20 protein-coding genes and 1 pseudogene are annotated in these 24,238 nt (G+C 68.2%); 6 read left to right on the top strand and 15 right to left on the bottom strand.

Translation table 11 applies throughout. The annotated features are described in order from the left end of the window. Positions 1-2,274 (top strand): tetratricopeptide repeat protein (locus tag ABD901_RS55915; protein WP_345143999.1); only part of this gene is annotated, 2,274 nt, incomplete at its 5' end. A 664-nt stretch (positions 2,275-2,938) separates the two neighbouring features. On the opposite strand, the gene ABD901_RS55910 is transcribed toward ABD901_RS55915, so the two are convergent. Continuing rightward, positions 2,939-3,184 (bottom strand): hypothetical protein, encoded by a 246-nt coding sequence (locus ABD901_RS55910; protein WP_345143997.1) that lies wholly within the window; start codon positions 3,182-3,184, stop codon positions 2,939-2,941. A gap of 322 nt (positions 3,185-3,506) precedes the next feature. Here ABD901_RS55910 and ABD901_RS55905 point away from each other — a divergent pair. Continuing rightward, positions 3,507-3,983 (top strand): annotated as a pseudogene (locus ABD901_RS55905) (IS110 family transposase); the annotation flags it as partial. Positions 3,984-3,990: 7 nt separating this feature from the next. On the opposite strand, the gene ABD901_RS55900 reads toward ABD901_RS55905, so the two are convergent. From ABD901_RS55900 to ABD901_RS55850, 11 genes are all read right to left on the bottom strand, one after another. Further along, positions 3,991-4,803, bottom strand: coding sequence for an endonuclease domain-containing protein (locus ABD901_RS55900; RefSeq protein ID WP_345143995.1), 813 nt, complete (start codon positions 4,801-4,803; stop codon positions 3,991-3,993). A 150-nt stretch (positions 4,804-4,953) separates the two neighbouring features. Then, positions 4,954-5,148 carry a tetratricopeptide repeat protein gene (locus ABD901_RS55895; RefSeq protein ID WP_345143992.1) on the bottom strand — a complete coding sequence of 65 codons (195 nt, stop codon included), beginning with the start codon at positions 5,146-5,148 and terminating at the stop codon, positions 4,954-4,956. A gap of 30 nt (positions 5,149-5,178) precedes the next feature. Continuing rightward, positions 5,179-5,955: an IS21-like element helper ATPase IstB gene (gene istB / locus ABD901_RS55890; protein WP_345143990.1), complete on the bottom strand. Its 777-nt coding sequence runs from the start codon at positions 5,953-5,955 to the stop codon at positions 5,179-5,181. Next, positions 5,952-6,140, bottom strand: a complete 189-nt coding sequence (locus ABD901_RS55885) for a hypothetical protein (RefSeq protein ID WP_345143987.1) — start codon at positions 6,138-6,140, stop codon at positions 5,952-5,954. Before ABD901_RS55885 ends, istB begins: the two co-directional genes overlap by 4 nt. Further along, entirely contained in the window at positions 6,140-7,711 is a 1,572-nt protein-coding gene (gene istA / locus ABD901_RS55880) for an IS21 family transposase (RefSeq protein ID WP_345144005.1), read from the bottom strand. The genes ABD901_RS55885 and istA overlap by 1 nt, the downstream gene beginning before the upstream one ends. 145 nt (positions 7,712-7,856) lie before the next feature. Next, positions 7,857-8,597, bottom strand: a complete 741-nt coding sequence (locus ABD901_RS55875; RefSeq protein WP_345143985.1) for a tetratricopeptide repeat protein — start codon at positions 8,595-8,597, stop codon at positions 7,857-7,859. Further along, entirely contained in the window at positions 8,575-9,951 is a 1,377-nt protein-coding gene (locus tag ABD901_RS55870) for a hypothetical protein (protein ID WP_345143981.1), read from the bottom strand. Before ABD901_RS55870 ends, ABD901_RS55875 begins: the two co-directional genes overlap by 23 nt. Next, entirely contained in the window at positions 9,948-10,382 is a 435-nt protein-coding gene (locus tag ABD901_RS55865; protein ID WP_345143979.1) for a hypothetical protein, read from the bottom strand. The genes ABD901_RS55870 and ABD901_RS55865 overlap by 4 nt, the downstream gene beginning before the upstream one ends. A 239-nt stretch (positions 10,383-10,621) precedes the next feature. Beyond that, positions 10,622-13,348: an FxSxx-COOH system tetratricopeptide repeat protein gene (gene fxsT, locus ABD901_RS55860; RefSeq protein WP_345143976.1), complete on the bottom strand. Its 2,727-nt coding sequence runs from the start codon at positions 13,346-13,348 to the stop codon at positions 10,622-10,624. Between the two features lie 23 nt (positions 13,349-13,371). After that, the gene (locus ABD901_RS55855) at positions 13,372-13,770 is read right to left on the bottom strand and encodes a hypothetical protein (RefSeq protein ID WP_345143973.1); all 399 of its coding nucleotides are present in this window, start codon (positions 13,768-13,770) and stop codon (positions 13,372-13,374) included. 727 nt (positions 13,771-14,497) lie between these two features. Then, the gene (locus ABD901_RS55850) at positions 14,498-16,537 is read right to left on the bottom strand and encodes an NACHT domain-containing protein (RefSeq protein WP_345143971.1); all 2,040 of its coding nucleotides are present in this window, start codon (positions 16,535-16,537) and stop codon (positions 14,498-14,500) included. Between the two features lie 465 nt (positions 16,538-17,002). Here ABD901_RS55850 and ABD901_RS55845 point away from each other — a divergent pair, with 465 nt between their 5' ends. Continuing rightward, complete coding sequence (locus ABD901_RS55845; RefSeq protein ID WP_345143968.1) at positions 17,003-17,875, top strand: esterase/lipase family protein; 873 nt, start codon at positions 17,003-17,005, stop codon at positions 17,873-17,875. Positions 17,876-17,929: 54 nt separating this feature from the next. Here ABD901_RS55845 and ABD901_RS55840 read toward each other — a convergent pair whose 3' ends face one another. After that, complete coding sequence (locus ABD901_RS55840; protein WP_345143966.1) at positions 17,930-20,401, bottom strand: tetratricopeptide repeat protein; 2,472 nt, start codon at positions 20,399-20,401, stop codon at positions 17,930-17,932. Further along, on the bottom strand, positions 20,398-20,784 hold the full coding sequence (locus ABD901_RS55835) for a hypothetical protein (RefSeq protein WP_345143963.1): 387 nt from the start codon (positions 20,782-20,784) through the stop codon (positions 20,398-20,400). The genes ABD901_RS55840 and ABD901_RS55835 overlap by 4 nt, the downstream gene beginning before the upstream one ends. A 1,121-nt stretch (positions 20,785-21,905) precedes the next feature. Between ABD901_RS55835 and ABD901_RS55830 the strand changes: the two genes are divergently transcribed. From ABD901_RS55830 to ABD901_RS59470, 3 genes are all read left to right on the top strand, one after another. Next, entirely contained in the window at positions 21,906-22,052 is a 147-nt protein-coding gene (locus ABD901_RS55830) for a putative Ig domain-containing protein (RefSeq protein ID WP_345144001.1), read from the top strand. Between the two features lie 176 nt (positions 22,053-22,228). Continuing rightward, positions 22,229-23,065 (top strand): alpha/beta fold hydrolase, encoded by an 837-nt coding sequence (locus ABD901_RS55825; protein ID WP_345143960.1) that lies wholly within the window; start codon positions 22,229-22,231, stop codon positions 23,063-23,065. After that, entirely contained in the window at positions 23,065-23,379 is a 315-nt protein-coding gene (locus ABD901_RS59470) for a DUF7710 domain-containing protein (protein ID WP_425556859.1), read from the top strand. Before ABD901_RS55825 ends, ABD901_RS59470 begins: the two co-directional genes overlap by 1 nt. 246 nt (positions 23,380-23,625) lie before the next feature. On the opposite strand, the gene ABD901_RS55820 is transcribed toward ABD901_RS59470, so the two are convergent. Next, on the bottom strand, positions 23,626-23,868 hold the full coding sequence (locus ABD901_RS55820) for a hypothetical protein (protein WP_345143958.1): 243 nt from the start codon (positions 23,866-23,868) through the stop codon (positions 23,626-23,628). Positions 23,869-24,238 lie beyond the last annotated feature (370 nt).

The following is a 24,238-nucleotide window of genomic DNA, read 5'->3' as shown; positions in this document are numbered from 1 at the left end:
GGGCAGCAACGGGCGCAGCAGGTCCCACTCGGCGTCCGTGAGTTCGAATCGGGCAGTCATGGCGTGCGGGTAACAATCCGGATGGTATGGATCATCCCACCAAGATCCAGGAGACATGCCCTAGCACTGGCCGATGCCGCTACGGCGGTGGCCGCCGCCGGAGGTCTGGACTGGGCCGACACGACGGTGCGCGGTATCACCGACCCGGGCTGGCGCGCAGCGGCGCTGGCCTGGGTCGCTCGGGCAGCGGCCGCCGCCGGCGATCTCGACCGGGCCGGGCAGTTGGCCGCTGACGCCGAGACGACCGCCCGCAGTATCACCAACCCATACCGGCAGGGACAGGCGCTGGCCAGGGTCGCCGCGGCGGTGGCCGCCGCCGGAGGTCTGGACTGGGCCGACACGACGGTGCGCGGTATCACCGACCCCGGCTGGCGGGCAGCGGCGCTGGCCTGGGTCGCTCGGGCAGCGGCCGCCGCCGGCGATCTCGAGCGGGCCCTGCAGTTGGCCGCCGACGCCGAGACGACCGCCCGCAATATCACCGATCTGGACAGGCAGGCGGAGGCGCTGACCCAGGTCGCAGCGGCGGTGGCCCGGGCCGGCGATCTCGACCGGGCCGAGACCATGGCCCGCAGCATCGGCGAACCGGACGAGCAGGCGGAGGCGCTGACCCAGGTCGCAGCGGCGGTGGCCCAGGCCGGCGATCTCGACCGGGCCGAGACCATGGCCCGCAGCATCACCGACCGCTACGAGCAGGCGGAGGCGCTGACCCAGGTCGCAGCGGCGGTGGCCCAGGCCGGCGATCTCGACCGGGCCGAGACCATGGCCCGCAGCATCACCGACCTCGACCAGCAGGCAGAGGCGCTGACCCAGGTCGCAGCGGCGGTGGCCCGGGCCGGCGATCTCGACCGGGCCGAGACCATGGCCCGCAGCATCACCGACCTCGACCAGCAGGCAGAGGCGCTGACCCAGGTCGCAGCGGCGGTGGCCCGGGCCGGCGATCTCGACCGGGCCGAGACCATGGCCCGCAGCATCACCGACCTCGACCAGCAGGCAGAGGCGCTGACCCAGGTCGCAGCGGCGGTGGCCCGGGCCGGCGATCTCGACCGGGCCGAGACCGTGGCCCGCAGTATCGGCGATCCGGACGAGCAGGCGGAGGCGCTGACCCAGGTCGCAGCGGTGATGGCCCGTGTCGGCGATCTCGACCGGGCCATGCAGTTGGCCGCTGACGCCGAGACGACCGCGCGCAGCATCACCCACCCGTACCAGCAGGCAGAGGCGCTGGCGCAGGTCGCTGCAGCGGTGGCCGCCGCCGGTGACCTCGACAGGGCCGTGACGACCATCCACGGCATCACTAATCCGTACCACCAGGCACAAGCGCTGGCCCGGGTTGCTGCGGTGGTAGCCGCCGCCGGCAATTTCGATCAAGCCGAGGCCACAGCGCTCAGCATCCGCAGCCCGTACCAGCAGGTACAAGCGCTGGCCCGGGTTGCTGCAGCGGTGGCCGCCGCAGGTGATCTCGATCGGGCCGAGACGATGGCCTGCAGTATCGTCGACGAGCACCTGCAGGCCGAGGCGCTGGCCCGGGTTGCTGCGGCGACGGCCGCCACCGGTGATCGCGACCGGGCCGGGCGGCTGGCCGCCGCCGCCGAGACGACTGCCCGCAACATCACCGACCCATGCCAGCAGGCACCGCTGCTGGCATTGGTCGCTGGCGCGATGGCCGCCGCCGACAATCTCGAACGAGCCCGGATGTTGGCCGCGGCCGCCGAGACGACCGCCCGCAACATCACCGACCCGTACGAGCAGGCAGAGGAGCTGGCCCGGGTTGCTGCAGCGATGGCCACCGCCGGTGATCTCGACCGAGCCGAGGCCACCGCCCGCAGTATTACCGACGCTGGCCAGCAGACGGAGGCGCTGGCCAGCGTTGCTGCAGCGATGGCCGCCGCCGGCAATCTCGACCGGGCCGAGACGACGGCGCGTAACATCAACGACCCGGACCGGCGAGCAGAGGCGCTGGTCGAGGTAGTTGCGGCAATTGCCGCCGCCGGCAACCTCGACCGCGCCGAGACGACCGCCCGAAGCATTACCGATCTTGCGTCGCGAGCAGCGGGGCTGGCCCGAGTTGCCGAGGTTGCTGGTCTGCCGCGAGCCTACCTCCTCATCGGTGAGGTGTTTGCGGTCGGATCATGGCTGTTGCCCTTGCCTGCACTCGCGAAGCTGCGACCGCAACTCGTCCTGGAGATCGCTGGGGAAGTGTTCGGCGACAATCGTTGACGTTGCAATCCGCGCCGCGTCTTCCGCGCGTAAGCCACCGCCGACGAAACGAGCCGAACCGGCTCCGTTGCATCGGGCGTTGGCATGATCGAGGGCACGCTTGGTCGGTGAAACTGTCAACCCTTTGCCGCCCGTGGCTGCCCTCCGAAGTCGGCGTTCGCTGGGTTCCGGTTCGGCGGGAGAGATCGCGGCGCTTGCCGGTATCGCCCTGCTCGCCGCAACGGTGGATTTCGCGGTGGCAGCGCGGGTAGCCCTGCGGCAGAAGCCTGGCCGGACTGCTGTTTGGTCGCTGGCGCTCGCGATCCTCGGCGTGCCGACCGTTGTCGTCATCTACTGGTCCGGGGCTACCGGCGGCACTCGGCATCGCGTCGTTCGTGCTGGGATTGGACGCGCGGCGCCGCCTGAGCCGGCTCCCGGTCAGCGCGGCCGCCGGGATCGGGCTCGGAGCGATCGTTGTGGTCGCCAACTCAGTGCTGGTCTTCACCAGCTGATAAAAGCCACACCCCCGATGGCCGCTGCGGGGACGCGGCGATCGGGGCATGCTTCGGCCACAAGTGTGGGTGCGACGAGACCAATTGGATGACGAGTTCGATCGCCTCCGCGCCGCGCCCCGAAAAGCGTCTAGCCACATAAGAGCGATGCCGGTGCACCCGCCGCGCCGCCGCTACGGTGTGTCCGCCCAGACGACGACGTCGCTACTGACCGGGCTGCCAGGCTGAGTGCCGGTGACGTCGACGGTGTAGGCGCCTGGGGGCAGCCCCTCGACGGTGACACTGCCGGCACCGGCCGGGTCCAGCTTGGGCAGGCGGGCATCGGCGACCCGTCCGTGCTCGTCGGTGACGATGATGCGCAGCGAGTGGCGCTGCCCGTCGACGGTGGCAACGGCGACGGCGAGCGGTTCCCCGGCCACGAACAGTTCGGGGACGTCGATCCGGACGGCGACGGAGTCGTCGGCCCGGACGTGGACGGGGCTGGCGGTGAGGATGCCGGTGAGTTCGTCGAGTGCGGCGGTGTTGCGTTGCAGGTTGCTGTGCCGGTCGCGACCCTGCGTAGCAGCGGGCTGTCCATGATCACGTCCGGGCGTGTTGCGCCGACGATCGGCACAGTCGCGTCGCCGTAGAGGTCTGCGGCCCGGCAGGTATTGACTACCTCGACGCGACCGTCGGCGGTGCGGGCGGTGGTGGCGGTGGGCTGGTGGATGCCGACGATCGCGTGGGTGGCCTGCAGGCTCGCGGGGCGAACACCACGCCGCGGGCCCGGCACCGGACGGTAAACGGCTGCACGATACGCCACTGCCCAACACCGAGGCCAGGCTGCAAGCGCTGTTCACGAAGCTCGCCCGCCACGGCACGCTGCTCGTGGCCGTTGACCCAGCCGCCTCGATCGGCGCGCTGCCGGTTGCGGTGGGCCGCGCCTGCGGCCACGCAGTGGCCTACCTGCCCGGTCTGGCCACGCGCCGCATCGCGGACCTGCATCCCGCAACGGCGAAGACCGACGCCCGCGACGCCCACGTCATCGCCGACGCGGCCCGGACCCTGCCGCACACGCTGCGCAGGGTCGACACCGGCGACGAAGCCCTGGCCGAACTGGAGGTCCTCATCGGCTTCGACGACGACCTAGCCGGCGAGTCGACCCGGGTGTCCAACCGCATCCGCGGCCAGCTCACCCAGATCCACCCCGCCCTGGAACGCGTCCTGGGCCCGAAGCTTCAGTTCCTCAGGTTCGTTGGCGTCGGACAATAGCTGTCGTGGGCGTGGCGAGGTACGCGTCGACTTGCGTTCGATGCCTGGCGAGGAAGCCAGCCAGTCCGGGGAATCGGGTCTGCCGCTCGTATGCGCCGAGCCAGCCACCGCAAGGCGAGCAAAGCAGGCCACGAACGCAGCGAGCGCAACCTGTTGGGGCATCGCAACACGCATGGTCGTGGTCGATGCCGAGTGGGACGATCTCGCCGTCGCGGTACGCACACTGACCGCAGATGGCACAGACGCCTTGCTGCGCGTACATCATCTGCCAGTAAAGGACGCCGGTGATGCCATGGCGTGCGCACGCTGTCCACGGCGTCTGCACACAGCACGCCCTTGTAGCCCACTCCCTGCCCCGAGCGAGCCGGCGACGGGCGGCGGGATGCAGGAGCGGTGTCGTTGTGGGCGTGGTGGTTGCGGCGATGATCGGGGAGTGTCGGTCGTCGGGCGGTGGAATCGGGTCGGCGGGGTTGTTGAGGTATACGCCGCACGCGCAGTCCAGGGCCTCCTCGGCGGTGCCGACTGGGGTGCCGCTGGGCAGCATCGAATCCTGATAGCGCCCGCCGCCGGCGAGGTAGATCGCGAAACCCCACAAGTACGGTGAGCCGTGGTAACGCAACCGGCACAACGACATGGACGTGCCGTCTGGCAGTTGCCCCTCGACGTAGGCGAACATGCCCCGGAAGTCCACCTTGACTTCAGCGAGGGCTGGCCACAGCCGCGCGGCGTGATAGCTCAGGCGTCTGCGGAGTTTGGTCTTGGTCGACTCGGGTAGCGGCTTGGGCACGGCATCCGATGCTGCCCTACCTCGGGCGGCAAAGTCACCCTGTTCTTGATGATGCGCGATTGCGTCGCGCCGGCCACGCGCACCACCCTCCGAATCGGGTGCGGACTATAGATCCGGCCCAACTCCTCCGTATGGACCCGCGGCAGTCGGTCAAGGATTCGTCGGCGACGGCTGGACCCAGCCCCTACTTTGCCGTAGCGCTGACAGGTTCTCGCGCGTGGTGAGGGTGTCGGGATGCTCGTCGCCGAGCACCTGCCGCCGGTCGGCGAGGACCTGCTCGAACACATCGATGGCCTCGTCTACCTGTGAGCGATCGAGAAATTCCCCCGGGCTGCGATCACGCAATTCCCCCGGTGCTGGCCCTGTGGGACGACTCTACTTCGCGTTCGTGGTGGACTGGGGGACCGCGCGCCCGGGTCGTTTGTTGGGCCGGTAGCTGGGGCCGTTCATGAACACTTGGTGGCTGGTGTTGATGAGCCGGTCGAGCAGGGACTCGGCGACGACGGGGTTCGGGAACAGCGGGTACCAGTCGGGCGGGTTGCGGTTCGAGGTGGTGATCAGCGATCGGCCGGCCTGGGCGCGTTCGCTGATCAACTCGTAGAGATCGTCGGCTTGTTGCGGGGTGTACTCGCGTATCGCGAAGTCGTCCAAGATCAGCACGTGTGGTCGGGTGAGCTCGGCGAGGCGTTTGGGCCAGGTGCGGTCGGCGTGGCCGCCGGCGAGGTGGGCCAGGACCCGGCTGGTCTTGTAGAAGCGGACCTCGGCGCCTTGGCGGATAGCGAGGTGCCCGAGGGCTTGTGCCACATGGGTTTTCCCGACACCGACCGGGCCGTGCAGGAGAATCGACTCTCCACTGTGGAGCCAGCGCAGGGCGGCGAGGTCCCGGATCTGCGCGGCGGGGAGTTTGGGGCTGGCGGCGAAGTCGAAGCCTTCCAGGGTGGTCTGCTCGTCGAAATGGGCGCGGCGTAGCCGCCGGTGGATGGACATGGTCTCCCGGCGGGTAATCTCGTCCTGGCACAACACCTGCAGGAAGTCCAGGTGCCCGAGTTCGCCGGCCTGGGCCTGGGCCAGGCGGGCGTCAAGGGTTTCCAGCATGCCGGACAGCTTCAGCGTGCGCAGGCTGGCGTGCAGGGCGACGTCGATGATGGTCACTGGTACTCCTGGTAGATGAGGGTGAACAGGGCCTGTTGCAGGCGCAGCAGGTCGGCGCCGGTGCTCAGGGGTGGGTAGCCGTGGCGGGCCAGGACGGCGGCGACGTCGAGGGCCAGGCCAACGGTGAACCGGCTGTCGGTGCTGTCGGGTCGGCTGATCGGGTAGGCGGGGACGTCGCGGCTCATCAGGCCGCCCCCTGATCGCCGTCGCGGCCGGGCAGGGGGTAGACGTTGTCGAACAGGGCGGCCGGGCCGTGCAGGTGCGCGCTGGCGCCGCCGTCCCCAGTCGATGGTGGCGGCGGGTCGGTCTCCGCACCCGCGGCGAGGATGCCCTTGACCGTGCGGTAGGAGGGATCACCAGCCGTGATTGCCTTGGCACAGGCCAACTCCAGCCGTTCGGCGCCGTGCTTGTCGGCCAGGCCGATCACCCCCTGAGCGGAGCGCAGCCGGTAGAGGGCGCCGACCTCCAGCAGCGCGGTGATGACCGCGGTGCAGGAAGGTCCGATCTCGCCGGCGCGGCGGCGGCACCAGGCCGGGGTCCGCATCGCGAACGCGATCTTCTCCGGCGGGTAATGCGACATGTCGGTGCGCTTGCCCTTGCCCGTCCGGGCGTGCGTGGCGACCAGGTGTCCATTGTGGAACATCTGGACGGTGGTCCAGGTTTCCCGGGCATCGAGGCGCTGCCCGATCAGCCGCCACGGCACCGAGTACAACGCCTTGCCGACCTTGACGTGGATGTCCGGTCCGACCTTGCCGGTCGACCACGTCGCCAGGACGAACGGCCTGGCCGGCAACGGCTGCAACGCGTCGGCCTCGGCGGCGGTGAACACCGCCGCCGGCGCGGCGCCGTCCAGAGGCCGGCAAGCCCGCTGCCCGGCCACCTTCAGGCACCAGTCCACCGCCGCGGTCTGCATCTGGGCCAGGGACGTGAACTGCCGACCCCGCCACAGCGAGTCCCGCACATACGGCATCGGCCGCTCGACCCTGGGCTTATCGCGGGGCTTGCGGGCCCGAGCCGGGTCGATCAACACGCCATAATGCTCGGCCAACTCCGCATACGCGCGGTTGAGCTTCGGGTCGTACAGGTCGGCGCGCTCCACCCCGGTGGCCAGGTTGTCCGGAACGATGCGTTGCGGGACACCGCCGAAGAACCGCAACGCCTCCACATGCGCCTCGGTCCAGGCCCGCTGGTCCATCCGCAGCACCGGTCGCACGAACATATGCCGCGAGTACGACAGCACCATCACGAACGCCCACACCGCCACCCGCCTACCGGTGCCCGGATCGATCCACATCCCCAACCGGCCGTAGTCGACCTGCGCCTCATGCCCAGGCGGCGGCGTCTCGCCCAGCACCCGCACCTGCGCCCGGCGGGTCTCCTCAGGCAGGTTCGCCCGCACCCACCGGCGAAACGACGCCACCGACGCGTCGAGCCCGCGCTCGTCATGCAACCGCTGATGGATCGTCGCCGCGGTCACCCCCGCCTGCAACTGCTCAGCGACGTAATCGCGGTGCACCTCGATCGCCGGCCAGGTCACCTGCCGCAACCGGGTATCGACCAACTCCGGGAACCAGCCCCGCACCAGCTGCGCCCACTCGGCCTGGCTACGCACCGGGCCGCCTGGCACCAGCCCGGCTGCGATCGCCGGCGCCGTGTACTTGCGGATCGTCTTGCGGTCGACGCCGAGGCTGGCCGCCAGCTCGTGCTGCGACCGGCCCGCATACCAATGCACCAGAATCTCGACGATGTCGATCACGTAGAAGCTTCTCCTCGCCATCGGCGCCTCCACCCTCGGATGGAGGCAGACTGCTTGCCTGCGAGGACCAGACCCCGACGCCACGCACGTGCTCCCCTGGGGGAATTGCGTGATCGGGGTGGGGAATTACGTGATCGAACCCCGCTCAAACGGGGGAATTACATGATCGCCGACAGTCTACCCGACCCGCCACCTGGTAGGCGACGGCGAGGTTGTTGCGCGTGGTGAGGGTGTCGGGATGCTCGTCGCCGAGCACCCGCCGCCGGTCAACAAGGACCTGCTCGTACACGTCGATGGCCTCGTCCACCCGACCCGCCTCCCGGTAGGCATTGGCGAGGTTGTTGCGCGTGGTGAGGGTATGGGGATGCTCGTCGCCGAGCAGCCGTCGGCAGTCGGTGAAAACGCCCTCGTATACGTCGATGGCCTCGCCCACCCGACCCGCCTCCCGGTAGGCACTGGCAAGGTTGTTGCGCGCACCCAGGGTGTGGGGATGCTCGTCGCCGAGCAGCCGCCGGCAGTCGGCGAGGACCTGCTCGTACACGTCGATGGCTTTGTTCAACCGACCCGCCGCCTGGTAGGCGACGGCGAGGTTGTTGCGCGTGGTGAGGGTGTCAGGATGCTCGTCGCCGAGCACCCGCCGCCGTTCAACAAGGACCTGCTCGAACACGTCGATGGCCTCGTTTACCCGACCCGCCACTCGGTAGGCGCCAGCCAGATTGTCGCGCGTGGTGAGGGTGTCAGGATGCTCGTCGCCAAGCACCCGCCGCCGGTCGTCGAGGACCTGCTCGAACACGTCGATGGCCTCGCCCAACCGACCCACCACCCGATAGGCGCCAGCGAGATTGTCGCGCGTGGTGAGGGTGTCAGGATGATCGGCGCCAAGCACCCGCCGATAGTCGGGCGAGGACCTGCTCGAATTGGCTGATCGCGGTTGCCAGTCGACCTTGAAACTTTCGATATTTGGCAGCTCGCTCGCCCACGTGCAGCGCTGCGGTGTTCTCGTGCTCGGCAGGCAAATGTGCCAGTAGTGCGTCGATGTGCGGCAACAGCGCATTCCAGCGCGGCCAGCCAGCGAAGTTGTTAATCGAGTCATCCGGGATGGCCGCCCACAGCAGCTGCGCAGTTTGCTCGGCGGCATCGTTGTCCGGACCGGTCGGGTGCGCACTGACGCGGGTAACGGCTTGAACCAGACGATGCACGCTGATCATCCCGGCATGTCGGTTGATCATGCTGTACGAACCAAGCAACGCGAGGGCGTCGCCGAGGTCGGCGGGATCGTCGACCAGCGGTGACAGGACGTCCTCGGGAAGGGCCTCCGGAGCCAACCAGGCCAACAGCGTCATGATTCTGGTCGCAAGCGCCGATCTGGCCCTGATCGCGTCCATAGTGACGCGCCAGACCGAAGCGACGGTGCGCTGCGCAGCACCGCCCTCCCCACCGTCTGCAGCCACCCGAGCGAACTGCGTACGCAGCAGCGTCCGGTAGTCGTCGATGCCCAGTCCGTCGTGTTGGCTGATGTAGGCGGCCGCCTGTTCCAACGCCAACGGGAGGTCGCCGAGATCTGCGGCGAGACGACCGGCAGCTGCGGTATCGCCACAACCCGTGAGACGGGTCAGCAGTTCGATGCTGGCGGCTCGATCGAGCCGGTCGAGGCGCAGTGGGGTAAGTCCGAGCCGCGTCCATCTCGCCCTGCCGAGATCGCGGCGGGTGGTGACCACCACATGCCCCTGGCCGGCGATCAGGCCCAGCAAAGGCGTGATGTCGTCGGCGTTCTCGACGTTGTCGAGCACGAGCAGCCACCCGTGGTTGGACTGCAGCCAGCCGGTTGCCCACGCCTGCGCGTCTGCCAGCGTCGCCACCGGATGCAGCCGGCGCGTCAGCGCCGCCAACCCCAGGCCGACGTTCTCCACGGTATCGGCGGTCACCCACCACACCAGTTGATACCGGTCGGCGAACGCGCGTGCGTAGTGCAAGACCAGCTCGGTCTTGCCGATGCCGCCGAGGCCGTGCACCGCCGCCTGCCCAACCACCACCCCAGTGCCGTCGCCGTGCAACGAGCCAGCCAGTGCCGCCAAATCGCGGCCAACGAACACGCCAGACGCCGCGGGCAGATTGTGCACCAGGCCATCGACCGTGACCCGCTGTGCCGGTGGCATCGTGCTCGCGTTCACGCCGACGTTGGTCTGGGTGTTGTGATCTCCGACCTGGACACCGTGGCCGCCGGGGATCGACACGCTCATCGCGGCATGCCGAACGTGTTGGTCTGTGTATTGCCGTCACCGACCTGGATGCCCTGCGAGCCGGAGACCGTGACGGTGAACTTCCGCCCGGTGGCAGTGGTGAGCATCGCTGCGACCTCAGCCGCCAACGCTGGGTCCTCGGCCAGCGCCGCCCGCACCTGCGCCCGCAACAAATCGGCCAGGACCTCGTCGCCGGGCCGCTCCGCCACCTCCACGACCGCCGCTCGCACCTGCTCAGACCGCGATGAACCGAACAGCCGGCGAGCTAACCGACGCCCCAACCCAAGCGCCGCATCCGCCGTGGCGTCACTGGCCCCATCGCCCACTCGCTGCACCACCGCAGCGCCGTACGCCCCAGCCGCCGCGGACAGATACGGCACCACTGCCGAGGCAACTTCACCGACATCGACCACCGCGAAGCCTCCCGTCACACGACGTCACCCCGGTGTACCACGTCAGCGCCCCGGGGCGAACCGGACTGCCTCATCCGAACGTCTCTCCTGGGTGTAGGGCGGTCCACCCGGCGAAAGCCCTCCGGCGACGTTCGGCTGGAACAGAGGGCACACATTCTTCTGTTCCAGCCAGTCGGCTCCCGGACCTGAAGCCATGATCATTAGTTGTACGGAGATTGCGCGGAGAAGATGGGCTATCGGCCGCGCTCTGCAGCACGTCAGGCCAGGTTGAGCGTTTGGGTTGTAGATCCGTCACCATGCCCGTCCATTGCGGCACGGGCAACGGCCAGGCCATGGCGGACTGCAGCGGTGTTGGGGTGGTCGTCGCCAAGCACCCGCTGGCAGTCGGTGAGCAGCTGCTCGGACATCACGACCGCCTCAGCGACACGACCCGCCTCCCGGTAGGCGGCAGCCAGGTTGCTGCGAGTGATCAGGGTGTCGAGGTGGTCGTCGCCAAGCACCCGCAGGCGATCGGTGAGCAGCCGCTCGAACGCCGCAACCGCCTCAGCGACACGACCCGCCTCCCGGTAGGCGGCGGCCACGTGAGCGCGGGTAGTCAGGGTGTTCGGGTGGTCGTCGCCAAGCACCCGCCGGCAGTCGATCAGCAACTGCTCGGACACGACGACCGCCTCAGCGACACGACCCGCCTCCCGGTAAGCGGCGGCCACGTGAGCGCGGGCAGTCAGGGTGTTCGGGTGGTCGTCGCCAAGCACCCGCCGGCAGTCGATCAGCAACTGCGCGGACACGACGACCGCCTCAGCGACACGACCCGCCTCCCGGTAAGCGGCGGCCAGATTGTTGCGAGTGCCCAGGGTGTCGGGGTGGTCGTCGCCAAGCACCCGCTGGCAGTCGATCAGCAACTGCTCGGACATCACGACCGCCTCAGCGACACGACCCGCCTCCCGGTAAGCGGCGGCTAGGTTGCTGCGAGTGATCAGGATGTCGGGGTGGTCGTCGCCAAGCACCCGCCGGCAGTCGATCAGCAACTGCTCGAACGCCACGACCGCCTCAGCGACACGACCCGCCTCCCGGTAAGCGGCGGCCACGTGAGCGCGACTGCTCAGGGTGCCCGGGTGGTCGTCGCCAAGCACCCGCCGCCGATCGGTGAGCAGCTGCTCGAACGCCACGACCGCCTCAGCGACACGACCCGCCTCCCGGTAGGCGGCAGCCAGGTTGCTGCGACTGCTCAGGGTGTTCGGGTGGTCGTCGCCAAGCACCCGCCGGCAGTCGGTGAGCAGCTGCTCGAACGCCACGACCGCCTCAGCGACACGACCCGCCTCCCGGTAGGCGGCGGCCAGGTTGCTGCGAATGGCCAACGTGTTGGAATGGTCGTCGGCAAGCACCCGCCGGCAGTCGGTGAGCAGCTGCTCGAACGCCACGACCGCCTCAGCGACACGACCCGCCTCCCGGTAGGCGGCGGCCAGGTTGCTGCGACTGTTCAGGGTGTTCGGGTGGTCGTCGGCAAGCACCCGCTGGCAGTCGATCAACAGCTGCTCGGACACGACGACCGCCTCAGCGACACGACCCGCCTCCCGGTAGGCGGCGGCCACGTGAGCGCGGGTAGTCAGGGTGTTCGGGTGGTCGTCGCCAAGCACCCGCCGGCAGTCGGTGAGCAGCTGCTCGAACGCCACGACCGCCTCAGCGACTTGACCTTGGGATTGGCGGTAGATTGCCGTGACGTTGCCGATGTACAACGCGGCCGCGTTCTCGTGCGTGCTAGGCAGGTGGGCCAGCACCGTGTCGATGTGCGGCAGTAATTCGTTCCAGCGGGGCCAGCCGGCGACATTGCTGGTTGGGTCGTCCGGCAACCCTGCCAAGACCAACCGCACTGCTTCATCTAGGCCATCCGGTTCATCTAGGCCATCCGGAGATGTCCCAGCTCGGGCGACGGCCTGGACCAGCCGGTGCGTACCGACACTTCCGGCACTCCGGCTGATCATGTTGTACGACGCCAGCAGGGCAAGCGCGTCGCCGAGGGCGCCAGGGTCGTCGGCTAGTGGCAATAGCACGTCGTCGGGCAGCGCCTCCGGCGCCAGCCACCCCAGCACTCGCATCACGTGGTCTGCCAGCGCCGACCTGGCCCGGACCGTGTGCATGGTGACCTGCCAGACCGACGCGACGGTGCGCTGCGCGGCGCCGCCCTCCCCGCCGTCGGCCGCCACCTGGGCGAACTGTGTGGCTAGCAGCGCCCTGTATCCGTCGCAGCCCAGCCCCTCATGCTGACTGATGTATGCCCCCGCCTGCTCCAGCGCCAGCGGCAGATCGCCCAGGTCGGCGGCGAGCCGACCCGCCGCTGCGGCATCCTGCAGGCCGGTCAGTTCCGTGAGCAGTGCGATGCTGGCGGCCCGATCGAGCACGCCGAGGCGCAGCGGAGCCAGACGCAGCCGCGCCCACCGCGCCCGGCCCAGATCGCGGCGGGTCGTTACCACTACGTGGCCCTGCCCCATTACCTGGCCCAGCAGGCCGGTGATGTCCTCGACGCGCTCGACGTTGTCCAGCACCAGCAGCCAACCCCGGTTCGACTGCAACCAGCCCACCGCCCACGCCTGAGCGTCGGCCAGCGTCGCCACCGGATGCAACCGACGGGTCAGCGCCGCCAAGCCGAGACCGACGTTCTCCGCAGTGTCCGCGGTCACCCACCACACCAGCCGATACCGGTCGGCGTACTCCCGCGCGTACTGCAGCACCAGCTCCGTCTTGCCGATACCACCCAGACCATGGACCGCCGCCTGCCCGACCACCACCCCACCCTCGCCACCGGGTAGCAGCCCCGCCAGCATCGCCAGGTCACGGCCGACGAACACCCCGGACGCAGGCGGAAGATTGTGCACCGTCGCGTCGGCGGCGACCCGCTGCGCGGGCAGCAACGTGGACGCGTCCACGTGCAGATTGGTCTGCACGTTGTGATTGCCGAGCTGCACACCATGACCGCCCTGCACCGACATGGGCCGGGGATCGCTACCTGCGGTCACCGCGGCGGTGCGTTGAACGTGTTGGTCTGGGTGTTGCCGTCACCGACCTGGACCCCCTGCGAGTTCGACACTGACACCTCGAACTTCCCACCCGCAGCGCGGAGCAACTGCACGACATCGGCCAGCAGCGACAGGTCCGCGGCTAGCGCCGCCCGCACCTGCGCCCGCAACACATCAGCCAACCCTTCATCACCCGGTCGCCCGGCCAGATCGACCAGCGCGGACTGGACCTGGCTCGACCGCGACGAACCGAACAGCCGCCGCGCCAACCGGCGGCCCGCGCCTAGCGTCGCATCCGCCGTCGCATCCGCCGCGCCGTCGCTCACCCGCTGCACAACCGCCGAACCGTATGCACCGGCCACCGCCGACAGGTACGGCAACACCGCCGACGCCACCTCGCCAACATCAACCACGGCCGACCTCCCAGACCTCAACGAACCGCAGGCACGACATCGCCCTGTGTACCAGGCGTACGCCACCTCACAACCGGACCGCTTGACCAGAACGGCTGACAACGCCAGTCCGAGCGGCCCCAAGAATCACGGCCGGATGGACAGGCTGTAACAGAGGCCCCCTCTGTTACAGCCGTCTTCGCCCCGAGCATGATTAGCGGGCGTACGGAGATTGCACGGAGGAAAGCACGTCCATGCATCGTCGAGCCGCAGCTCCGAGCGTGTTACACGCATGGGCTGTAAATCCGTCGCAGAAGCTACAGAGGTTCGAATCCTCTAGCCTCCAGCGGCAGCACTAACAGGGCCGGAGATCGACTAGCGGTCGATCGCGGGCGCGGGTCCTGGTTGTACGTAGGCGGTGCCCATAACAGTGCTTCCGGTGTGCACGCTCCCTAACTCAGCGTCTGGCTCTTCCTCGCCAACAGTCGTAAGCCGTCGCATCAGCTCGAGTTTGTAAAAGTCCGTGTATTGCAACGAGTAGTCGGCGAGTTCGTCCCAGCGTTTCAAGGCTGGGTGGTCTTCGCGCCCGTGCGGTCGGCGGCTGGACTCGCTCTCGCCGAACTGTCGGCTGGCGTGACCTACCGGAGTCATCCTGCCGTAGCAGGCTGACAAACCCACTGGATGAGGACGCCAAGATCGCCAAACGGATGGCAATATCAAGATCTGTAGCTCACCCTTGCCGCAGCAGTTCCCGATCCGTCGGCGGCGCGTCGGGCCGCTGCTCGGCGAGGTACTCCTGAATGTCGCGGTGCAGGAACATGTACCCACCACCGGCCCGGCGCAGCAATACCCGATCCTCGCCGCGCTCCATGAACTGCATGAGGTCCTTCGCGAACAGGTGCGAGGTGCGGGCGCCGAACTGCGCCGCACGGTAGCGCAGCCACGCCCGTCCCGGGCCGGCCGTGAGCATGAACGCTCCCGTCACCGGCAGCGCCGCGATGGGGGCCGTCCAAGGCGCCCTGAGCAGTGCGAGCGTGGCGCTGCCTACGACGACGACGCCGAGCAGCACCAACAGCAGCAGCCTCAACCGGTCCAGCGACGCCCCGAGCGCGCCGTGCGGCCGGATGGGCGGCTTCTCGTGGTCTGGCACTGTGCCACCGCTGAGCACACCGCCCAGCCCGAGCACGATTGCCACCGAGGCCGCCTCGATTCCGCTTGCGCCGGTGAGGAACAGCGCCAAGGCTACAAATCCGCCGAATAGCAGCCAGGTGATGAGACCGCGGCCGGCCTTCTTCCGGGACCATGTCCAGCTCGTGGCGGCAAAGATCTGATACGTGTCGTGACCGACCACCGGTGTGAACCACCGCTCGAACCGCGGCGACTGGAACAGCACCCCGAAGGTCAACGAGACGCCGGCGCCGAGCAACAGGCCCCCGCCCGCGGCGGCGATCAGCGCGCCGGCGAACCCATGCGATATCGCGCCGAGCGGGGCGGCGGCAAGCGCGCCGCCCAAGGTGGCGAGCGCGCCGCCGACGAGGCCGGTACTGGTGTGATCCCAGCCGAGCTTCCTGACAATCCAGTCGATCGGCCACCGTTTCTGCGGCATCGTCCAGCCCGTCCCTGTGTCGGGCAGCCAGGCCGGTGTGAGGAGATCAGGGTAGAAGATCGTTTCCCCCTGCCTGGTCATCAGCCGGGCGAGCCAGACCAGATGGAAGTACATCTCCTTCGGATCCAACGGGCGTGCCGGCAAGGTCTCGTCGGCGCTCCGGCGTAGCGCTCGGACCCGTGCAAGCATCTTCTGGACATATACACCGAACAGAAGGTTCCGCGGGTCGCCGTCGCCCAGGCTCGCTCCCGGTTGGAGATCAGCGAAGGCCAGCATCGCGATGTTGAGCATGAGCGGTGTACTCAGCAGCGCGGCCAGTGTGTCGTCCTCGGCAACGGCGCGTGCGAGCGCGGTGGTGTTCGGCTCGCCGTCCGCCAGCACCCGACGGACCTGGCCGATGGTCAGCGGCAGCACCCTGACAGCCTTGGTCATCGTGACCTTCTTCTGCAGTGCCACGAACTCGTTGGTCCGGCAGGTGAGCGCGAGGCTGCACTGGCTGAACGCCGTGTCGACGCAGAAGGCCTCGATATCGGCGAGGCAGGTCTCCCGCCACCTATCCGCGACCTCGTCCAGGCCGTCCAGTAGAAGCAGAACCTGGCCTTCTCGTAGCCACTGCAACATCTCGGCGGCATTGATGGCGTAACGCTGACGGGCCTCGGCACAGATCCAGGAGGCGAGACCGTCCTTGCCTTTAGCCCACGTGGAGAGCAGCAGCACCATCGGAATCGGGGCGGTGTCGCTCTTCCGGGATCGCCGGAGTTGGTCGTCGGCCAGTTCGAGCAGGTGGCTCGTCTTACCCGAGCCCGGTTCGCCGATGATCAGAATCCGTTGACCGGCCGACGTGTCGATCAACGTCGACAGCCGGGTTCCGATCGGCAGGTCCCGCCCCACGGCGAGGTCGTGGAGCCTGCTCGAGCCATACGGGTCCTGCACCGCATCTGCCTGATCCGCGAGGCCGATGTTGAGCCGGACCACCTCCTGGAGCGAGTCGCGGAGGGCGCCCTGGACCCACAGACGTTCCGTCAGCCCGACCAATCGCTGCCGTGATGTCTTGAAGCTTCGGGCATCCACGTTGACCCCAACATCGATAGGTGTGCTGCGTATTATCCAGTAGACCAGGAAGCCGGTCGCGACGCTCATGACGACACCGAAGATCCACAGCACTCTCGCCTCCTGGCCGGGCGTCCACTGCCACACGGCAAGGGCGAATGCCGCAATTGCGGCAGATGCCGGTACAACGATCGTCAGCCACGCGCTCCTATGGGATGGGGGTGGATGAATGTGCGTTTCTTGGACGACCTTGTCGCCGACGTGGACGCCCTGCGATCCGGAAACGACAACGTCGTAGTGACCGGGCTGTCGCTGACGCGGCAGTCGGCGCAGCCACTTCGGGCGCAGGCTTCGCTTCGGGGCTCGAGGCGAACGTTTCGGATCCACGGTCCACCCATGCTGATCGCCGCTGTCTGCTGGTGCCGCCCATCGACGTGCCTCATCAATTGTGCTCGCCGCGAAGCCGGAATCGGGTCGGTCGAGTGTCGGCGGACTTCCTCGTGCGGGTGTTGCCAGGGCGGCGGCCCGTGAGCGTGCGACGCCTACCATGGAGGCGGCCGGCTCGGAATCGGAGGCGTCATGATCGACGGTGAGCTCGTATTGATCCACGGATTCTGGTCCTCGCCGCGGACCTGGGACTCCATCGTCACGCAGATGCGGGTCGACGGAGACTTGGAAGGCCTGGAAATCGACGCGTTCCGGTACGAGTCGCCGAAGGTGCGGCTGCCGCTCATGCCGACGCGGATTCCGGACTACGACGACATTGCGCACTCGCTCGGGGCGCAGCTTGCGCTCAAGGATGCAGCGCGGCCGCTCGTCATCGTCACGCACAGCCAGGGCGGGCTCATTCTGCAGCGGCATCTGGCCTGGATGGTGCATGAGGGGCGGGCCCACGAACTGGCCCGGGTCCGCGCGATCGTCCTGCTGGCCTGCCCGAACGAGGGGTCCGAGTATCTCGGGACGATTCGACGAGCGCTCGGATTCGGCAGACATCCTCAGGCCGGGCAGCTAAGAACACTCGTTACCGACGCCACCGATGCGCGCCGGACCTTCTTGAAGTCCATCGTTCATGCCACGGAGCTGACAGATCGGACATGCCCAATTCCGGTATACGCATACGCGGGGCGCACCGACAACGTCGTGACCCGCGCGTCCGCGCAGAGCGTGTATCCGAACGTCAGCACACTGCCCGGAAACCACTCCAGCATTCTGAAGCCGAACTATCCCGGCAGTCTGACGGTCCAGACCCTCAAGGCGCACATCGTGCACGCGTTCAGCGGAGCCGGAGGCACGGCTCCCAAGCGTTCGACATCCTCAACCTCAGGAACTTTGAGTTCCGCAGGCTCGGCGAAGACGGCCGGATCGAAGTACAACGTCACGCTCAACGACAATCAGGGCGTGTCGATCGGTGACAACAACATTCAGAACAACGACTTCGGCTACAGATCTTGAAGGTCTGGGTTGCAGCAGAGGTCTGCCTGCGCTGAGGTCGGTGTGCAGGTGTGGTTAGGCGCGGACTGTAGATCCGTCATCGGGCTCGTCCATTGCCGCACGCGCAGCGGCGAGGTTGGCGCGGGTGGCCAGGGTGTTGGGGTGGTCCTCGCCGAGCACCCGCCGCCGGTCGGTGAGCAGCTGCTCGAACACCGCGACCGCCTCAGTGACGCGACCCGCGTCGCGGTAGACGTAGGCCAGGTTGTTGCGGGTGGCCAGGGTGTCGGGGTGGTCCTCGCCGAGCACCCGCCGCCGGTCGGGGAGCAGCTGCTCGAACACCGCAACCGCCTCAGCGACGCGACCCGCCGCCCGGTAGGCGGCGGCCAGGTGGGCGCGGGTGTCCAGAGTGTCGGGGTGGTCCTCGCCGAGCGCTCGCCGCGTGTCGGGGAGCAGCTGCTCGAACACCGCAACCGCCTCAGCGACGCGACCGGCCTCCTGGTGGACGTAGGCCAAGTGGGCGCGGGTGGCCAGGGTGTCGGGGTGGTCCTCGCCGAGCGCTCGCCGCCGGTCGGGGAGCAGCTGCTCGAACACCGCAACCGCCTCAGCGACGCGACCCGCCGCCCGGTAGGCGGCGGCCAGGTGGGCGCGGGTGTCCAGGGTGTTGGGGTGGTCCTCGCCGAGCACCCGCCGCCGATCGGTGAGCAGCTGCTCGACCGCCGCGACCGCCTCAGCGACGCGACCCGCCGCCCGGTAAGCGGCGGCCAGGTGGGCGCGGGTGGCCAGGGTATTGGGGTGGTCCTCGCCGAGCACCCGCCGCCGGTCGGTGAGCAGCTGCTCGAACACCGCGACCGCCTCAGCGACGCGACCCGCCGTCCGGTAGGCGGCGGCCAGGTTGTTGCGGGTGGTCAGGGTGTCGGGGTGGTCCTCGCCGAGCACCCGCCGGAAGTCGAGGAGCAGCTGCTCGAACGCCGCAACCGCCTCAGCGACGCGACCCGTGTCCCGGTAGACGTAGGCCAGGTTGTTGCGGGCGGCCAGGGTGTCGGGGTGGTCCTCGCCGAGCACCCGCCGGAGGTCGGGGAGCAGCTGCTCGAACGCCGCAACCGCCTCAGGGACGCGACCGGCCTCCTGGTAAGCGGCGGCCAGGTTGTTGCGGGTGGCCAGGGTGTCGGGGTGGTCCTCGCCGAGCACCCGCCGCCGGTCGATGAGCAGCTGCTCGAACGCCGCGACCGCCTCAGCGATTTGACCTTGAAATTGGCGGTAGGTTGCCGCGCGCCCGCCGATGTAAAACGCAGTGGCGTTCTCGTGCGTGCTGGGCAGGTGGGCCAGCACCGCATCGATGTGTGGCAGCAGTTCGTTCCAGCGGGGCCAGCCGGCGACGTTGCTGATCGGGTCGTCCGGCAACGCTGCTTCGAGCAGCCGCACGGCTTCGTCCAGGTCGTCCGCTGGTGTCCCGGCACGGGTGACGGCCTGGACCAGCCGGTGCACACCGACGCTTCCGGCACTTCGGCCGATCATGCTGTACGACGCCAGCAGGGCAAGCGCGTCGCCGAGGGCGGCCGGGTTGTCGGCCAATGGCAGCAGCACGTCGTCGGGCAGCGCCTCCGGTGCCAGCCACCCCAGCACTCGCATCACCTGGTCCGCCAGCGGCGACCTCGCCCGGACTGTGTGCATGGTGACCTGCCAGACCGACGCGACGGTGCGCTGCGCGTCGCCGCCCTCCCCACCGTCGGCCGCCGCCTGGGCGAACTGCGTTGCCAGCAGTGCCCGGTACCCGTCGCAGCCCAGCCCGTCATGCTGGCTGATGTACGCCCCCGCCTGCTCCAAGGCCAGCGGAAGATCGCCCAGGTCGGCGGCGAGCCGATCCGCCGCCCCAGCATCCCTCAGGCCGGTCAGCTCCGTGAGTAACGCGACGCTGGCGGCCCGATCGAGCACGTCTAGGCGCAGCGGGGACAGCCGCAGCCGCAACCACCGCGCCCGGCCCAGATCACGGCGCGTCGTCACCACCACGTGGCCCTGCCCCATTACCTGTCCCAGCAGGCCGGTGATGTCCTCAGCTCGCTCGACGTTGTCCAGCACCAGCAGCCAGCCCCGGTTCGACTGCAACCAGCCCACCGCCCACTCCTGCGCGTCGGCCAGCGTCGCCACCGGATGCAGCCGGCGCGTCAGCGCCGCCAGCCCGAGAGCGACGTTTTCGGGGGTGTCCGCGGTCACCCACCACACCAGCCGATACCGGCCGGCGTACTCCCGCGCGTACTGCAGCACCAGTTCCGTCTTGCCGATACCGCCCAGACCGTGCACCGCCGCCTGCCCGACCACCGCCCCGCCCGCACCACCGCGCAGCAGCCCCGCCAGCATCGCCAGGTCACGGCCGACGAACACTCCAGACGCCAACGGCAAATTGTGCACCACCCCATCACCGGCGACCCGTTGCGCGGGCGGCAACGTGGACGCGTCCATGTGCAGGTTGGTCTGCAGGTTGTGGTCGCCGACCTGCAGACCTTGACCGCCCTGCACCGATACCGGCCGGGGATCGCTACCGGCGGTCACCGCGGCGGTGCGTTGAACGTGTTGGTCTGGGTGTTGCCGTCACCGACCTGCACACCCTGCGAACCGGACACCGTCACCGTGAAATTCCCGCCGACGGCGCCGAGCAACGGCACCACATCGGCCAGCAGTGAGGCGTCCGCGGCCAGTGCCGCCCGTACCTGTGCCCGCAGCACATCAGCCAGCCCCTCGTCGTCGGGTTGCCCGGCCAGATCGACCACCGCGGACTGGACCTGGCTTGCCCGGGACGAACCGAACAGCCGGCGCGGAAACTGGCGCCCCGCACCCAGCGTCGCATCCGCGGTCGCATCCGCCGCGCCGTTACTCACCCGCTGTACAACCGCCGAACCGTAGGCACCAGCCACCCCCGACAGGTACGGCAGCACCGCTGACGCCACCTCGCCAACATCAACCACCGCGGGCCTCCAGACACTGACGAACCGCACTCGCGACATCGACCCCTGTGTACCACGCATACGCCGGCTCACAGCCGGACTGCCTGACCAGAACGGCTGACAACGCCAGTCCGAACGGTCCCAGAAAGTTACGGCCGGATAGCCAAGCCGGAACAGGGCCCCCTCTTTTGCAGCCCATTACGCCGCGAGGCATGGTCAGCTGGCGTACGGCGATTGCACCGAGGAAAGCGCTCCCAGCATCGTCGAGCCGCAGCTCCGAGTCGGTTACACGCATGGGCTGTAAATCCGTCATCAACTTCACCCAAGCTCCACGCGCGGCGACGAGATTGGTGCGTGTAATCAGGTGCCGAGGTGGGTCGGCTTGGTAGAAGGTATGAGGCCCGGAGCGACACCGGGCACACCCCACTTGAGGCTACGCCCCGACAGGCGCGGACAAACGGCCGCTTGAACAGACGAGCAACCTTGGAGCAATCTAAATCCACAATGGACAGGCTGGCCGCATGTTTACGCAGGTAAATCACGGTGCAATGGGACCTGCCATTGCGATTGCCGACGATTAAAAGTCCGAAGTGGACGATCAACTCACTCAAGTTCAAGTATAGCAACGAGAAGTCCATGGCGATCGTCGAGCGTCCGATGCAGTCCTGCAACGTCCGTGCTGGTCGGCTGGCTCAGAACTCTCCAAAGGCAGGGGCTCGCCTTGCATCGGACGCGAAAGTTCCTGTGCCATCCGCGTCCGTCCGTGCCAAGTAGCGAACATCCGAGCAGCCAGCGAGCAACCGATCATGTGGACGACCGCACGGGTTCCGTAGTACTGCCGACATCCAGATCCGTCGAGACGAGACGACTACGGTGGGTTACGGTCTGGGCCGGTGGAAGCGGTTGACCAATTCACTCATCTAATGAATTGAGTGCGTCTGATCTTTCTGGTCCAACCCTGTCAGGTACACCGATGTTGGCGTATGTAGGTCCTGTCCGTCAGTGATGGGTATGACGATGCGGGGCGTGTCGTTGGATGTGTCGCTGGTCGTGTCCCAGTCGACGGTGCGGCGAGCGGCGGCACCGCGCCGTACTAGTGGACTGCTACCGGCCTGCCCACAGGTATGTCCATCTCCACCTCGGGCCTGATCTCCGGCACCCCCACCACCCGCGGCACCTTCACCGTCACCGTGAACGCGACCGACTCGGTCGGCGCCTCCGGCAGCAGCACCTTCACCTGGACCATCAATCGCCACTGAATCCATCGGCCGAGAGCGATGGCCCCTGTCGTGTTTCGACAGCGGCCATCGCTCCCACCCTCGCGGCCAGCATCCCACCCGAGGAACTCATTTCCGCTGGTCACGTTGCGCCGCTGTCGATACGTTTGCGTGGCTCGGGTACCGTCTCGGCTAGCTCTGAGTCAACGGGGGTTGGCATGTGCGGATCGGGGTGGCTTCGCCGGATTCCGGTGCTCTTCATGATGATCGTCGCCGTCGCCGGGTGTACCACGCCGGCGAGTCGGACGGCACCTCCGTCCCCGGGGACGGCACCTTCGTCCCCGGTGGCGAGCGCGGCCCGACCGGCTCCGGGCGCCCGTTGTCCGGACGAGGCCCGTCAAGGACAGGCGATCACGATCAGTGCCGGGGGGACGGCGAGCCTCGCTGGTATCGTTGTCGGGCAGGGGGCGAAGGGCGTTGTCCTCGTGCATTCCGATCTAGCATCCCTGTGTTCGTGGCTGCCATACGGGCTCAGCCTGGCCAAACTCGGGTACCGCGTGCTGGCGTTCGACCTGCCCGGCCACGGCGCCTCCGAGCCGCTTGACGGTGCTAGTGGCACGGCCGTCGCGGGTATCGCGGCGGCGGTGACGTGGCTTCGAGGCCAAGGCGCCGAGAAGGTAGTCCTGATCGGTGCTGCCGAGGGCGCGACGTTCGCCGCGGTCGCCGCCGCTCAAATCACGCCTCGGGTCAACGGGCTGGTGAGCATTTCCGGCGTTCGGCAGTACGGTGGATACGACGCCGAACCGGCCATGCGGAACCTACTGGTACCGGCGCTGTTCGTGGCCGCGGAGCAGGACCGGAACACCTATCTCGACGCGCGGACGCTGTTCGACGCGATGCCGACCAAGGGCGTGCTGCACACGCTGTTCTACGTACCGAACACTACCGAGACCGGCGTGCGCCTGCTGGACGTCCAGGTGCCGGCCGACGCGCGCGGCGGCACCGTCCACGCCCAGGTGGAGAGCTTTCTCCGGGACGCGGTGGCCCAGACCTGATGCCGGACGGGGGACCTCAGGCATCGACGAGCCGGCAAGATCCTGGACGGACCACCATGTGGATCTTTCAAGGAGAGCGGGCACGCTACGCTTCCGGTCTCTTCGAGTCCTTGGATGCCGGACTTGTCTGGGCTGCAAGGCACAGGCTCACCGGCATCCTGGCCGAGTACTGCTTCGGCGGCACCTACGATCTCGCCGTCGATGACGGCCGGTTCAGGCCCTCGCGACCTCACCATGGTAGCCCGGAGCATGTCGCCGGCTTGTCGCCGGGCCTGCGTCACGTGCATCTTGTGGACGGACGCCCGGACGAATAGGAGTCCGGTCACGCCGCATTCGCCGGGCTTCGGATGACGGCGGCGCCGGCCGCCGGATATTGGCGTCCGCACATGTCGCGATCCGATCGCTACGTAGCGTGACAGCCGAACCAGTCGCTCGGCATCCGAAGCCGATGAGCGGACGCATGCGCCGGCGACGCCTACCTCTTGTCGCGGTCCGAGTGCGTCAACTCTCGTCTGCATGCAGGTACGTCGCTGATTCGCGGTCCTCCGCTCCAGTCGCGACTAGGCGAGTAATCGTTCGGCCAGAACCAATAGCTTCTTTCCAGGCGTGCGCGTAAGGTCTGGCACTGGCACGTTGATGGAGGGTGAGACGAACGGCAGAGCCGGCTGAAGCGCGATCTTGCGACGAGGGAGACTCGCACCAATTCGAGCCGACCACAGTTGGGCCGCGCGTTCGAGTTCGTCGAGAACCTCGTCGATACCGGCGTGGTCTTGGGCGTCGACTCGCGCCACGAGTTCGGCCATGCCCTGCCGGAACTGGCTGACTTCGACCGTTGTTCGAAGCCATGAAATCGTTCGCCCGATGCTCCACCCGCGGCTATCCGACTCTCTCAAGATGTAGCCGGCCAGGAGTGGAGTCGACAGCTCCTGCGCAGGTCGGCCCAACCATTGTTCGCACCGCTGGCGATAGGCGTTACGGACTCTATCGTCGAAAGCATCTAGGATTCGGCGGGCATACCCATAGCTGAACGCGGCAGTGTAGCCCTTAGCCCTGATCCACCGACGAGGTCTCGGTGCCCGGCCGGTCCAGCCCGATGATCTTGGACGCGGGTCAGGGCGTGTGGGAGTGACCGGCCGGGTTGCCGGTGCGCTCGATGGTCGAGGGAAGTCTGGG

Source organism: Dactylosporangium darangshiense, assembly GCF_039537565.1.
Classification (GTDB): domain Bacteria; phylum Actinomycetota; class Actinomycetes; order Mycobacteriales; family Micromonosporaceae; genus Dactylosporangium; species Dactylosporangium darangshiense.
The sequence above is the reverse complement of the archived record's forward strand: the minus strand, read 5'-3'. Positions and strand labels throughout refer to the sequence as shown.